This window comes from Candidatus Pantoea multigeneris (assembly GCF_011752615.1).
In the GTDB taxonomy this organism is placed as follows: Bacteria; Pseudomonadota; Gammaproteobacteria; order Enterobacterales; family Enterobacteriaceae; genus Pantoea; species Pantoea multigeneris.
Map to the genome: position 1 here is coordinate 287028 of NZ_VWXF01000005.1, position 12963 is coordinate 299990.

Annotated in this window: 11 protein-coding genes; 6 read left to right on the forward strand and 5 right to left on the reverse strand. The window is 55.5% G+C overall.

The features are described 5' to 3' along the window. Nucleotides 1-141 precede the first annotated feature (141 nt). A complete protein-coding gene (locus tag F3J40_RS14095) occupies nucleotides 142-2523 on the forward strand; it encodes a glucose/quinate/shikimate family membrane-bound PQQ-dependent dehydrogenase (protein WP_167015522.1) in 2382 nt (793 codons plus the stop codon). Nucleotides 2524-2573: 50 nt separating this feature from the next. On the opposite strand, the gene F3J40_RS14100 is transcribed toward F3J40_RS14095, so the two are convergent. The 3 genes from F3J40_RS14100 to F3J40_RS14110 form a co-directional block, all read right to left on the reverse strand. Beyond that, complete coding sequence (locus tag F3J40_RS14100) at nucleotides 2574-3788, reverse strand: MFS transporter (protein WP_167015524.1); 1215 nt, start codon at nucleotides 3786-3788, stop codon at nucleotides 2574-2576. A 112-nt stretch (nucleotides 3789-3900) separates the two neighbouring features. Further along, complete coding sequence (locus F3J40_RS14105) at nucleotides 3901-4797, reverse strand: LysR family transcriptional regulator (protein WP_167015526.1); 897 nt, start codon at nucleotides 4795-4797, stop codon at nucleotides 3901-3903. 71 nt (nucleotides 4798-4868) lie between these two features. Continuing rightward, on the reverse strand, nucleotides 4869-5237 hold the full coding sequence (locus F3J40_RS14110; protein ID WP_017347342.1) for a helix-turn-helix domain-containing protein: 369 nt from the start codon (nucleotides 5235-5237) through the stop codon (nucleotides 4869-4871). Between the two features lie 167 nt (nucleotides 5238-5404). Here F3J40_RS14110 and F3J40_RS14115 point away from each other — a divergent pair, with 167 nt between their 5' ends. The 3 genes from F3J40_RS14115 (at nucleotide 5405) to F3J40_RS14125 (ending at nucleotide 8545) form a co-directional block, all read left to right on the forward strand. After that, nucleotides 5405-6064, forward strand: coding sequence for a response regulator (locus F3J40_RS14115; protein ID WP_017347341.1), 660 nt, complete (start codon nucleotides 5405-5407; stop codon nucleotides 6062-6064). After that, on the forward strand, nucleotides 6061-7416 hold the full coding sequence (locus F3J40_RS14120) for a sensor histidine kinase (RefSeq protein ID WP_167015528.1): 1356 nt from the start codon (nucleotides 6061-6063) through the stop codon (nucleotides 7414-7416). The genes F3J40_RS14115 and F3J40_RS14120 overlap by 4 nt, the downstream gene beginning before the upstream one ends. A 265-nt stretch (nucleotides 7417-7681) precedes the next feature. Further along, nucleotides 7682-8545, forward strand: coding sequence for a nucleoside-specific channel-forming protein Tsx (locus F3J40_RS14125; protein WP_167015530.1), 864 nt, complete (start codon nucleotides 7682-7684; stop codon nucleotides 8543-8545). A gap of 72 nt (nucleotides 8546-8617) precedes the next feature. On the opposite strand, the gene yjdN is transcribed toward F3J40_RS14125, so the two are convergent. Together yjdN and F3J40_RS14135 are read right to left on the reverse strand one after the other, a co-directional pair. After that, nucleotides 8618-9046, reverse strand: a complete 429-nt coding sequence (gene yjdN / locus F3J40_RS14130) for a VOC family metalloprotein YjdN (protein ID WP_167015532.1) — start codon at nucleotides 9044-9046, stop codon at nucleotides 8618-8620. 77 nt (nucleotides 9047-9123) lie between these two features. Further along, complete coding sequence (locus F3J40_RS14135; protein ID WP_167015534.1) at nucleotides 9124-10026, reverse strand: LysR family transcriptional regulator; 903 nt, start codon at nucleotides 10024-10026, stop codon at nucleotides 9124-9126. A 117-nt stretch (nucleotides 10027-10143) separates the two neighbouring features. Between F3J40_RS14135 and F3J40_RS14140 the strand changes: the two genes are divergently transcribed. Both F3J40_RS14140 and F3J40_RS14145 read left to right on the forward strand, forming a co-directional pair. Next, a complete protein-coding gene (locus F3J40_RS14140) occupies nucleotides 10144-11457 on the forward strand; it encodes a M20 family metallo-hydrolase (RefSeq protein ID WP_167015537.1) in 1314 nt (437 codons plus the stop codon). Further along, nucleotides 11454-12899, forward strand: a complete 1446-nt coding sequence (locus F3J40_RS14145; RefSeq protein WP_167015539.1) for a M20 family metallopeptidase — start codon at nucleotides 11454-11456, stop codon at nucleotides 12897-12899. The genes F3J40_RS14140 and F3J40_RS14145 overlap by 4 nt, the downstream gene beginning before the upstream one ends. Nucleotides 12900-12963: the final 64 nt, after the last annotated feature.

A 12963-nucleotide genomic window follows, 5' to 3' on the forward strand; every position in this document is an offset into this window, starting at 1 on the left:
GAGATAAAATCTACCCCAAACGGATTACATATGCTCACTGGAAGAGTTAATAAGGACACGCTTACCTACCGTACGCTATGACTGGAGAACAGATAACTTTTTGTTTTCCGTGTTTTTTATGGCAAAAAAGAGGTCTTTATTATGGGGAAAAATTCCTCATCCTTAGGCGTGATTGGCGTTCTGACAGCGTTGTTCGCTCTGCTGACAGGTGCATTCATGCTGGTAGGTGGCGTTTGGTTAGCTGCCATTGGAGGTTCCTGGTACTACATCATCGGCGGTATTGTTTTACTGATTACCGCTCTCCTGATCTGGCGTCAAAAAAGCAGTGCACTGGTGCTTTATGCATTACTGCTGCTGTTTACCCTTGTGTGGGGCGTGTGGGAAGTCGGCTTCGACTTCTGGGCATTAGCACCGCGCACTGACGTTCTGGTCATCTTCGGCGTCTGGTTGATGCTGCCGTTTGTTTACCGTCGTTTCGCGCAGAATGCTAAAGCAGGTCTGAGTGCAATCGCTGTTGGCGTTATTGCCAGCGCGCTGGTGCTTGCCTGGGCAGTGTTCCACGATCCGCAGGAAATTAACGGAACTATCCCAGCAGCGGATAACGGCACTCCGGCACAGCCGCTGAGCGCTATCCCTGATGGCGACTGGCCAGCTTACGCCCGCGATCAGCAAGGCACCCGCTTCTCTCCACTGAAGCAAATCACCGATCAAAACGTGAAAACGTTGCAGGTGGCCTGGCAGTTCCAGACTGGCGATCTTAAAACCGCCAACGACCCGGGTGAAATCACTGACGAAGTTACCCCGATCAAAATCCGCGATACCCTGTATCTCTGCTCACCACACCAAATCCTGTTTGCGCTGGATGCGAAAACCGGTAAGCAGAAATGGAAATTTGATCCGGGCCTTAAGCCTAACCCGACCTTCCAGCACGTAACGTGCCGTGGCGTTTCTTACCACGAAGTGCCTGCCGCAGCGGATGCCGCTAACGCACAGCCTGCTGCATGTTCACGTCGCATTTACCTGCCGGTAAACGATGGTCGTCTGTTTGCGCTGGACGCAGATACCGGTGCTCGCTGCGCGGCATTTGGTAATGACGGTGAGCTGGATCTGCAACACCTGCAGCCAGTGAAAACCCCAGGCCAGTATGAACCGACTTCACCGCCAGTTATCACGGATAAGACCATCGTGATTGCAGGTGCCGTCACCGATAACTACTCTACTCACGAGCCTTCTGGCGTGATCCGTGGTTTCGATGTCAACACCGGTAAACTGCTGTGGGTATTCGATCCAGGTGCCAAAGACCCGAATGCGATCCCAGCGGATGAGCACAGCTTCGTGCCTAACTCACCGAACTCATGGGCGCCAGCGGTGTACGATCCGCAACTGGATACTGTCTATCTGCCGATGGGCGTATCTACCCCGGACATCTGGGGCGGCAACCGTACGCCAGAGCAGGAACGTTACGCGAGTAGCGTACTGGCTCTGAACGCCACCACCGGTAAGCTGGTATGGTCTTATCAGACCGTTCACCACGACCTGTGGGACATGGATTTACCGTCACAGCCAACGCTGGCTAACATCACAGATAAAGACGGCAACACCGTTCCTGTGATCTACGCTCCGGCGAAAACCGGTAACATCTTTGTGCTGGATCGTCGTACTGGTAAGCCAGTAGTACCGGCTCCGGAAACCCCAGTACCGCAGGGTGCGGCGAAAGGCGATCACGTTTCGCCAACACAGCCATACTCTGAGCTGACTTTCCGTCCAGAACAGCATCTGACCGACAAAGACATGTGGGGCGCGACCCTGTATGACCAGCTGGTGTGCCGCGTTATCTTCAAGCGTCTGCGCTATGAAGGTCCGTTCACGCCACCGTCTGAACAAGGTACGCTGGTGTTCCCAGGTAACCTGGGCATGTTTGAGTGGGGCGGTATTGCCGTCGATCCAAACCGTCAGATTGCAATTGCTAACCCAATGGCACTGCCGTTTGTTTCGAAACTCATCCCACGTGGACCAGGTAACCCGATTGAACCACCTGCTGATGACAAAGGCGGTTCAGGTACGGAAACCGGTATTCAGCCACAGTACGGTGTACCGTACGGCGTTGAGCTGAACGCGTTCCTGTCACCGTTTGGTCTTCCATGTAAACAGCCGGCATGGGGTTATATGTCTGCGGTTGACCTGAAAACCAACAAAGTGATCTGGAAAAAACGTATTGGTACCGTCCGCGACAGCGCACCTGTACCACTGCCGTTTAAAATGGGGATGCCAATGCTGGGCGGCCCAATCACTACCGCAGGTCACGTAGCCTTTATTGGTGCCACCGCAGATAACTATCTGCGTGCTTTCAGCACCAATACCGGTGAACTGCTGTGGCAGGCACGTCTGCCAGCAGGCGGCCAGGCGACACCAATGACCTATGAAGTGGATGGCCAGCAGTATGTGGTTATCGCTGCTGGTGGTCACGGTTCATTCGGCACCAAGCTGGGTGACTATGTGATTGCATACAAACTGCCGCAGTAAGGCAATGTAAGCAGCTGAAAACAGAGGCGGACTTCGGTCCGCCTTTTTTATTACTGCGTTTTACGCCGCAGCCACCAGAGATTCAACGCGCCGCACAGCGCCATCACGACACAGGTGGCAAGAAATACCGGCCTCATCCCCAGAGCGCCCCCGACAAACCCACCAAACAGCGGCCCCCCCACCTGCCCGACATACTGCGCTGAGGTGGAATAGCCCAACATCCGGCCGACCTGAGAAGAGGGCACATTATGGCGGATAATCGCCGTGATGCAGGGCATCAACCCGCCTAACGCCACGCCCATCAGGAAGCGTAAGATCACCAGTTGCCAGGCGGCAGTGATAAATGCCTGAGGAATCAACAGCAGTGCGCAGGCCAGCAATCCGGTAACCAGCACTTTGCCATGACCGATACGATCGGCCAGTCGTCCCATGCGCGGAGCCGAAACAATATTACCCAACGCCGCCGCGGCCATGACCACGCCCGCAGTCAGGGTAATGGCGTGATCGCCCGCGACAAACTGACCGATATAGAGTGTGATAATCGGCTCTATCGACATGTTCGCAAAGATCAGCAACGCCCCTGATAACCACATCAACCACACCACGCCCTGCTGCACCGTTGCCACCTCCCCCGCGACAGCCGCTTTTTTCTGTGCGGTCTGGCGCGGCGGATCGCGCAGCAGGAAAGTGGTCGCAAGAAACGCGACAAAGATCACCGCACCGGTCAGCCAGAAAGTGTGCCGAATGCCGATCAGTGGCGGTAACGCCCCGCCTAACAGCGGCCCCACCACATTCCCGGCCATAATCCCGGAAGAGAGGATGCCCAGTGCCCAGCCGGTATGCTGCTTTGGCGTCTGTGCCGCCACCATGATGGTGGAACCTGATGCATAGCCTCCCAACAGCCCCGCCAGCAAACGCAGCGCGACCAACTGCCAGGGCGCTGTTGCCATGCCAATCAGCGACATTGCCACCGCCATTCCCAGGCTGGCACGAATTAACATCAGCTTGCGCCCGTAGCGATCCGCCAGCTTCCCCCACAGGGGTGCCGTCAGCGCCGCGCTGAGAAAGGTTGCGCCATAAGCAATGCCTGACCAACGGGCAATCGCCGCAGGTTCAGTCACACTCAGTTGCTGTACGTAGAGCGGTAAAAACGGCAGCAGTAACGTCATTGCCACGATGGTGCTGAAAGAACCAAACACACATACCCACATATTGCGGCGCCAGTGTATTTGTTCCGGGGGGAGTGTCTCTTCCGTTGGTTGCATGATACCGGTCCTGTTGGATAACCAGCTCTCAGGCTAACAACAGGATCACAGCCGCAACAGATCGCGCACGATATTTACTCTCCAGCGTTCTGATGTTGCTGGAGAGCAACAATCAACCGTTCGCCAGCCCGGCGATCAGCGCATCACACAGCAGATTCACTGGTGAGGTAGCCTGCTGCGTCTCTTTAATCATCAGGAAGCACTGCAGGCGGTCCATTTGCCACTCCGGCAGCAGTTGCACGATTTCACCCCGCTGCATCGCTTCCTGCGTCATGTAGGAAGGCAGATAGGCAATGCCGCTGCCAGCAAGGGCGGCATTGAGGAGCGCCATACTGTTGTTGGCACGAAAGCGGCTACGGACATCCATCATCAGCTTCTGTTTTTCCCGGCGGAATGGCAGTGCGGCGGTATGTGCCGCACCGTGAAACAGCAGCAAATCATGGCGCGGCAGTTGCTCAGGATGCAGAATCGGCGGGCGCTGATCCAGATAACCCGGCGTGGCATACAGCCCCCAGTTAATGTCGGTCAGGGCGCGGAAATTTCCCTGTAGCGGCGTGCGCGCACGAATCGCAATCACCGCATCCACCTCTTCTGGCACGCTTTCACCAATGCGGTCAGTCAGATCGAGATCAACGTTGATATGCAGGTGACCGCGTAAAAAACGGTTGAGTACCGGCACCACACACTGGCAGCCAAAGGTCACCGGGGCCTGTAAACGCACGTTACCTGCCGGTTGCTGATGAATCTGCTTCACAAAGGCATCTGCGCGATGCATTTCCGCCAGCATTCGTGTACAGAAGGGGTAGTAGGCTTGACCAAGTTCAGTCAACGTCATTTTGCGCGTGGTGCGCTGGAGCAGTTTGATTCCCAGCCTTAGCTCAAGCCGGGCAATCTCACGGCTGACGTAAGATTTCGACAGCCCGAGATCGCGTGCGGCTTCGCTAAAACTTTGCAGCTCTACCACGCGAGCAAACAGCAGCATGGCGGTGAGGTTATCGCTATTTTCCATGAATTCCCGGATGAGGCTATTGTTTCTGAATTAAACAACATCTACCGGGAAGCATAACAGAATTCGGGCTATTAACTCGCTACCGCCACCGGAAACAGCAGCCGATCCGGTTCAACGCGACGCTGACGGCGCAGTTGACCCGGCGTCACACGGAAGTAGTTTTTAAAGGTGCGCGTGTAGGCTTGTTGCGTATCAAACCCGAAGTTCATCGCCACCTGCAAAATCGCCTCATTACTGTTGAGCAGGCTCAGGGCGGACTCGGTGAGACGACGTTGACGAATATATTCCGCCAAAGAGTAGCCGGTGTGTTGACGGAACAGACGCTGTAAATGCCAACGAGAGTAACCAGAACGACGCGCGACTTCGTCAAGATGCAGGTCGTGTGCAAGGTTGTTCTCGATCCACTCCAGCAAACTACGGATAAATTCGCTCTGATTCATGATGCTCTCCTGAAGAGACTGTTAGGCAGTAGCGTCACTGTAGCGCGTAAAATTTATCCCTTAATTAGCGAAAACTTAGCGCAGAATTAGCAAGGCTGAGATCGCGGTTAATTCTGCGCTAACTTTTCAGCGTTACACTGCGTGTAATGATGGCTGGAGGCATCCTGATGCGTGTACTACTGGTAGAAGATGATGAAATGATCGGTGCTAACCTTCAACATGCGTTGGAAGGTGCTGGCTGGTCAGTAGATTGGGTACGTGACGGCGTTTACGCCAGCAATGCCTGGAGCGAAGGTGGCTACTCCTGTGTACTACTCGACTTAGGCTTACCGCGCCAGGACGGGCTGCAAGTATTAAGACATGCCCGCAGCCGTGGCGATATGACGCCAGTGCTGATCCTCACCGCACGCGATAGCGTCTCTCAGCGCGTGCAGGGTCTGGACAGCGGAGCCGATGATTATCTGCTAAAACCCTTTGATCTACAGGAGGTTCTGGCCCGTATGCGCGCCATAACTCGTCGTCGCCATGGTGCGGCAGACTCCTTACTCGGCAGTGGCGATCTGCAACTCGACATGATGACGCGAGAAGTGTTGTACAAAGGCCAGCGCGAGCAGTTAACTGCGCGAGAGTATGCGCTGCTCTATGCACTGCTGGAGCGTCCCGGTGCCATTCTTTCTCGCGAACAGTTAGAGAACCGCATTTACGGCTGGGGCGAAGAGGTCACCAGCAACGCCATTGACGTACTGATTCACGGTATGCGCCGCAAACTCAACAACGATGCCATTCGCAACGTACGCGGCCTCGGCTGGCGGGTGCCTGCCATATGAAAACATTGCCCTTTATGCGTTCGTTACGTAACAAACTGCTGAGTACGCTGTTTATTATTCATCTGTTGGTGATTGGCGGCGTGACCTGGTATTTCTTTAGCTGCTACGGCGACATGATTGGCAGCATGAAAGACGACCAGCTCACCAAAATAGCGGATGCCTGGGCAGTCAACAAACGTTTGCCGGTGCTGATGCCGCTATTGGTCAATGCCGATAAGGTAAAAAGTGCCTATGTGGTGCAGCTATGGGATGCCAACGGCAAACTGCGCGCCAGCTCGTGGCCGGAACTCAATGCCCCGCTGGTGACGCAAAAGGGCTGGCACAACGTCTACGTCGGTCACTGTCACGACTGCCAATGGCGTATCTATACCCGCCCCGGCGAGCCAGGCAGCGATATTCGCACCATTCAGGTCATGCACAATCTCAGCTATATGAAGTCGGTGATGGTGTCCCGTACTTTATCGGCGATCATCCCCCTGATTCTGATGATGCCTCTGTCAATGCTGGTGATCTGGCTGGTGGTACGCAAAATCACGCGCGATCTGCGCGTGGCCGCCAGGGAGATTGCCGCCCAGGAGACGCTGAATCCGCACACGGTAGCCTCGCACGACTTGCCGGATGAGCTACAGCCGCTGATTGCCGCCTATAACTCCCTGTTACACAAGCTGCATGCGGCCTGGTCCTCCCAGCGACAGTTCCTGGAAGATGCCGCCCATGAGCTACGCACGCCAGTCACCGCCGTGACGCTGCAAGTGGAAAATCTGCGCCAGCATATTCAGCCAGGGGATGCCAGCCGACAGTTTGACCAGCTGGAAGCGGGCGTGACCCGCACCCGCCATCTGGTGACGCAGCTGCTGAATATTTCGCGTCAGGAAGATCACAGCGTGGTGGCAACGGTCGAAAATATCGATCTCGAAGGGCTGCTGAAAGAGAGCATTGAACAGCTCATGGTGGTAGCCGATAAGCGCGGCATTGATATTGGTTTTAACGGCAGTACCCAATATCAGATCCAGGCCAGCCGCTCAGAATTGCGCAGCTTGTTCGATAACCTGATCGGTAATGCGATGCTACACACGCCAGAAGGCAGCCTGGTGGACGTGCTGTTACATCGCGTCGCCGGCAAAACCGTGGTCGATGTGATTGATAACGGCCAGGGAATGGAAGAAGCGTTTATCGATCGTGCTTTTGATCGCTTTACCCGCTCGTCGGATGTGAAAGCCCAGGGCAGCGGTCTTGGCTTGTCCATTGTGAAAAGCGTGGCTAACAAACACAGCATTCAGGTCGCGATCAGTAACTGCCTTAACCCGCAGGGTGTGATTTGCGGTTTGCAGGTTCGCGTCACCCTCCCCTGATTTCCTGCATCGCAACGGAACCGGACAACGCAAACGGTTGTTCGGTTCCGTTCGCCTCAGTTTGATTATGTGATGCACGTCACATTTCCAATGATTTAAAATGCAACACGTTTTGACAAATGTGAGCAAAATCTATTTTCTATGCGCTGATAAACGGCACGCTACGCACGCTGTTTATCTGATTGTTACAGCGCATTTCCCGCGGGGAATTGATTTCACTCCGGCCGCCCCACGAGCAGCGGTCATCAGCATGTGGCTTATGATAATGAAATATAAAAAACTGATAGCAGGCGCTTTACTGGCAGGTAGCATGGCAGGAGCAGCCCAGGCTGCTGACGAACCGCAATATGTTTCTGACTGGTGGCACCAGAGTGTTAACGTGGTAGGCAGTACTCACACCCGTTTCGGACCACAGTACAACAATGACGTGTATCTGGAATATGAAGCCTTTGCACACAAAGACTGGTTCGATTTCTATGGCTACGCCGACCTGACCAACTTCTTTGGCACGGGCAACAGCAACGCCAACGGTATTTTTGACCACGGTTCGCCGCTGTTTATGGAGATTGAACCTCGCTTCTCCATCGACAAACTGACCGGCACCAGCCTGGCATTTGGCCCGTTCAAAGAGTGGTACTTCGCGAACAACTACATCTACGATATGGGTCGCAACCCATCTCAGCGCCAGAGCACCTGGTATATGGGTCTGGGCACGGATATCGATACCCATTCTGACGTTGGCCTGTCGCTGAACGTCTATGCCAAGTACCAGTGGCAGAACTACCAGGCTGCAAACGAAAACAGCTGGGATGGTTACCGCTTCAAAGTGAAATACTTTGTACCGATTACCGACCTGTGGGGCGGTAAGCTGAGCTACATTGGCTTCACCAACTTCGACTGGGGCTCAGACCTGGCGGAGAAAACCGGTCCATCACGCACCAGTAACTCCATCGCTTCCAGCCATATTCTGTCGTTGAACTACGCACACTGGCATGTTTCAACCGTGGCGCGTTGGTTCCACAACGGCGGTCAATGGGCGGATGGTCAGGAGTTGAACTTCGGCAATGGTCCGTTTGAAGTGAAATCTACCGGCTGGGGTTACTACCTGGTTGTAGGTTATAACTTCTGATAGATCGGGAGTGGGCATCTCCACTCCCGCATCTCGGGTTCCTTCCCCCGCTCCGGGAGAAGGAACCGGCTGTTAACCTTGTGGTTTATAAGCATTCACCATCCACGGCACGCCGAACTTATCGGTAAACATCCCAAAGCCATTTGCCCAGAATGTGGGTTCCCAGCTTTTTGTTACCGCTCCACCTTCCGACAGTGCGTCAAACCACTTTTTACCCTGAGCTTCATCGGGCGTAGAGAGGCTGACTGCAAAGCCACCATAGCGCGTATCAGAAGGTCCATCGCTCAGCATGATTTCACCCTGCCCAATGCGCAAATGCGCATGCATGATCTGCTCAGGCGGGAACGTCATTCCCGTAGGGCAACCTTCACCGCCTCCTTCAGACTCCGGCATATCACCAAACGTCATTTTAAACAGTAGCGTGGCATCGGTAGCGGCAAGATAAAACGCAATCGCCTCTTCACAGCGCCCGTTATAAAACAGATAAGGTGTGACTTGCATGATCGACTCCTGCGGAAATAACCCGCTAGAGAGTGTAGTGCGGTTTTTTTCACCCGGACGCGAGCCAGGCCACACTCTTAACTTTGCTGACAATAGCGCCGGAACAGCTGCGCCATATACGCCCCCATTGGGGTAAGTGACGTGTCCTTACGCTGAATAAGATAAAACTGTGCCAGTGGCAGCGGCTCGTCCAGTTCCACCGCCTGCAACTGGCTGCCCAACACCGCATCGTTAATCACATCCTCCGACAGAATGCTGACAAAGTCGCTCTGCGCCACCAGGCTGATACAAGCCATGAACGTTTCACAGGTCACCACAATATTGGGTGCCATGCCGCGTTCGGCAAACAGATCGTGCAGCAGGCGGTAGTAACTGCCTTTGCGCGTTGGCATCGTCCAGTCACAGTGTTGCATCTCCTGTAGCGATCGCGCTTTTGCCATGGGATGGCCTTTGCGCACTACCACGCGGTATTCGCGCGTCATCACCTGTTCGTAGCTCAGCTCCTGATCAAGATGGCTTTGATCGTAAGTGTTAATGGTGAAATCCAGCTCACCCTGACGCAGTTCTGGCACCATGGAGACCAGTTGCCCTTCAACAATACGGACTTTGACACGCGGGTATTCACGATGAAACTGCGTAATGACCTGAGGCATCACGGTGCGAGCAATACTGCCACCCACGCCAATATTCACCTGTCCCCCCGCCAGCCCTAACCGCTGCTGAATCTCCTCCTGCGCCACGCGGAGTTCTTCCAACACCAGACTGGCATGGCGAAAAAAGTTATCACCGATGTCCGTCATTCGCACACCCTGCTGGCCGCGAATAAACAGCCGCGCGCCAACCGCCAGCTCCAGCTCCTGAATCGCTTTCGTGAGCGCCGGTTGCGACAGACCAGACAGGCGGCTGGCTGCACGAATGCTGCCCTGGCGTGCCACATCGACAAAGGCGCGCAGTTGATGAAGTTTTAGCGGTGCTGGCATGGGTATCCTCGTGATAACCCCTGTTTATCATAGGCAAGATATTCGCATCTTATGCCCCCCAATACCATTGTGTAGATTCAGGTTAAAGACCAAAAAACCAACATCAAGGATCACACCATGACTACCCTTTCTCAGCAGGTTTCCGACCTGGTTCCACAACTGCAAAGCTGGCGTCGCGATTTGCATCAGTTTGCTGAATCTGGCTGGCTGGAATTTCGCACGGCGACACTGGTCGCGGAAGAGTTACACCAGTTAGGTTATCAGCTTCAGTTAGGTCGCGAAGTGATTGATGCGGAAGCCCGCATGGGCTTACCAGACGCCAGCGTGCTGGCCGCACAGGAAGCGCGCGCGCTGGCGCAAGGCGCATTGCCACAGTGGATTGGCCACTTCTCCGGCGGATTTTGTGGCGTGGTAGCCACCCTCAACACTGGCCGCCCTGGCCCGGTGATGGGTTTCCGGGTTGATATGGATGCACTGGATCTCAACGAGAGCCTGGCGGCCGATCACCTGCCTGTGCGTGAAGGTTTTACCTCCATCAATAGCGGCATGATGCACGCCTGCGGTCATGACGGTCATACGTCCATTGGCCTTGGTCTGGCCCGCGTCTTAATGGCAAACCAGGCGAAGTTGAGCGGCACCATTAAACTCATTTTCCAGCCTGCTGAAGAGGGCGTGCGCGGGGCGAAAGCCATGGTGGCGGCGGGCGTACTGGATGATGTCGACTTATTCACTGCGATCCACCTCGGGACTGGCGTACCGGCCGGTGAAATCGTCTGCGGCAGCGACAGCTTCCTGGCAACCACCAAGCTTGATATCCATTTCACCGGCGTGGGTGCGCACGCAGGCGCAAAACCCGAAGAGGGCCGCAACGCCCTGTTGGCCGCGGCACAGGCAACCCTTGGCCTGCACGGCCTGACCCAGCACAGCGGTGGCGTAGCGCGCATGAATGTCGGCGTATTGCAGGCAGGCACCGGGCGCAACGTGGTACCGGATACCGCGCTGCTTAAAGTCGAAACCCGTGGTGCCAATAACGAAATCAACGATGCGGTCTATCAGCAAGCACTGCGCGTGATTGAAGGCGCGGCCGTGATGTATGGCGTGGAATATGACATCAAGCTGATGGGCGCGGCGCGTAGCTGTAAACCAAGCCAGGCCTGGGTCGAGTTCATCCATCAACAGGCTGAAAAACTCAATATCTTCTCATCGGTGGTGGACACCAAATCGGCTGCCGCCGGTTCCGAAGATGCGACCTACATGCTGGAGCGCGTTCAACAGCGTGGTGGCCAGGCTTCCTATGTGATTTTTGGCTGCGATCTGGCTGCAGGCCATCACAACGCCAAATTCGATTTCGATGAGCAAATCATGGCTGTCGCGGTGGAAACCCTGGCCACGCTGGCGCTGCATCAGGCCGAATTCAAGGTGCCGGCATGAGTTTGACCGGTTTTATTGAAGAGTATATCCAACAGCATCAGGCCAAGTTTACGGCGCTGAGCGATGCCATCTGGGATATGCCGGAAACCCGTTTTCAGGAGACGCGCTCGTCTGCCCTGCTGGCGACTGCGCTGGAGCAAGAAGGCTTTCAGGTCGAACGGGCCGTAGGTGGCATTGATACTGCCTTTATCGCCAGCTTCGGCAGCGGTAAACCGGTGATTGCTGTTCTCGGTGAATTTGACGCATTGGCCGGGCTGAGCCAGCAGTCTGGCTGTGCCACACCGGCTCCGGTGGTGGAAAACGGCAACGGTCACGGCTGTGGTCACAACCTGTTAGGCACCGCAGGCGTGGCAGCCGTCTGCGCGGTGAAGGCATGGATGCAGCAGCAGGGCACTGGCGGAACGCTGCGTTTTTACGGTTGCCCTGGTGAAGAAGGCGGTTCCGGCAAAACCTTTATGGTGCGTGAGGGGCTGTTTGACGATGTCGATGCCGCCGTCACCTGGCACCCGGAAGGCTTCAGCGGCATGTTTAACCTCAGCACGCTGGCCAATATTCAGGCTGCTTTTCATTTCAAAGGCGTCGCCGCCCATGCGGCCAACTCGCCGCATCTCGGACGCAGTGCGCTGGATGCGGTAACGCTGATGAATACCGGTGCCAATTTTCTGCGCGAGCACATCGTGCCGGAAGCACGCCTGCACTACGCCATTACCAATACGGGTGGCGCATCCCCCAATGTGGTGCAAGCCGATGCAGAAGTGCTTTACCTGGTGCGCGCACCGCAGCTCGATCAGGCGCAGGATATTTATCAACGCGTCATCAATATCGCACGCGGCGCAGCCCTGATGACCGACACCACCATGACGGTACGCTTCGATAAAGCCTGTTCCAACTATGTGCCTAATCGCGCCCTGGAAGCGGTGATGGAGCGATATTTGCATCAGTTTGGCTTACCGGAATACAGCGTTGAAGAGCAGGCGTTTGCCGCAGAAATTCGTGCCACGCTGACCAAAGACGACCTGCGCAATGCCCGCCTCAACGCCGCACGCACCGGCGGTAGCGCAGGCACGGCATGGGCTGAAGCGTTAGGGGAGAAAGTCTTGATGGATGAAGTGGCCCCGTATGCTATCAGTAATGAGCTGATGTTTGGCTCAACCGATGTGGGCGATGTTAGCTGGGTCACCCCGGTTGCGCAGTGCTTTACGCCCTGTTTTGCGTTTGGCACCCCACTCCATACCTGGCAGTTGGTGGCGCAGGGGCGCACATCTCTGGGGCACAAAGGCATGTTGCTGGCGGGGAAAGTGCTGGCAGCCAGCGCGCTGACCCTGCTGGAACAGCCCGATACGCTGGCTGCCTGTCGGGAAGAGTTTGAACGGATACGCCAGCAGCAGCCTTACCGCTGCCCAATCCCGGACGGTATTCAGCCGTCACCGCTGGCTTCTTAGCATTACCCGCGTCGGCAACGGCGCGGCTGTACTACCCATAAAAAATATTACATCTAAGCAAACA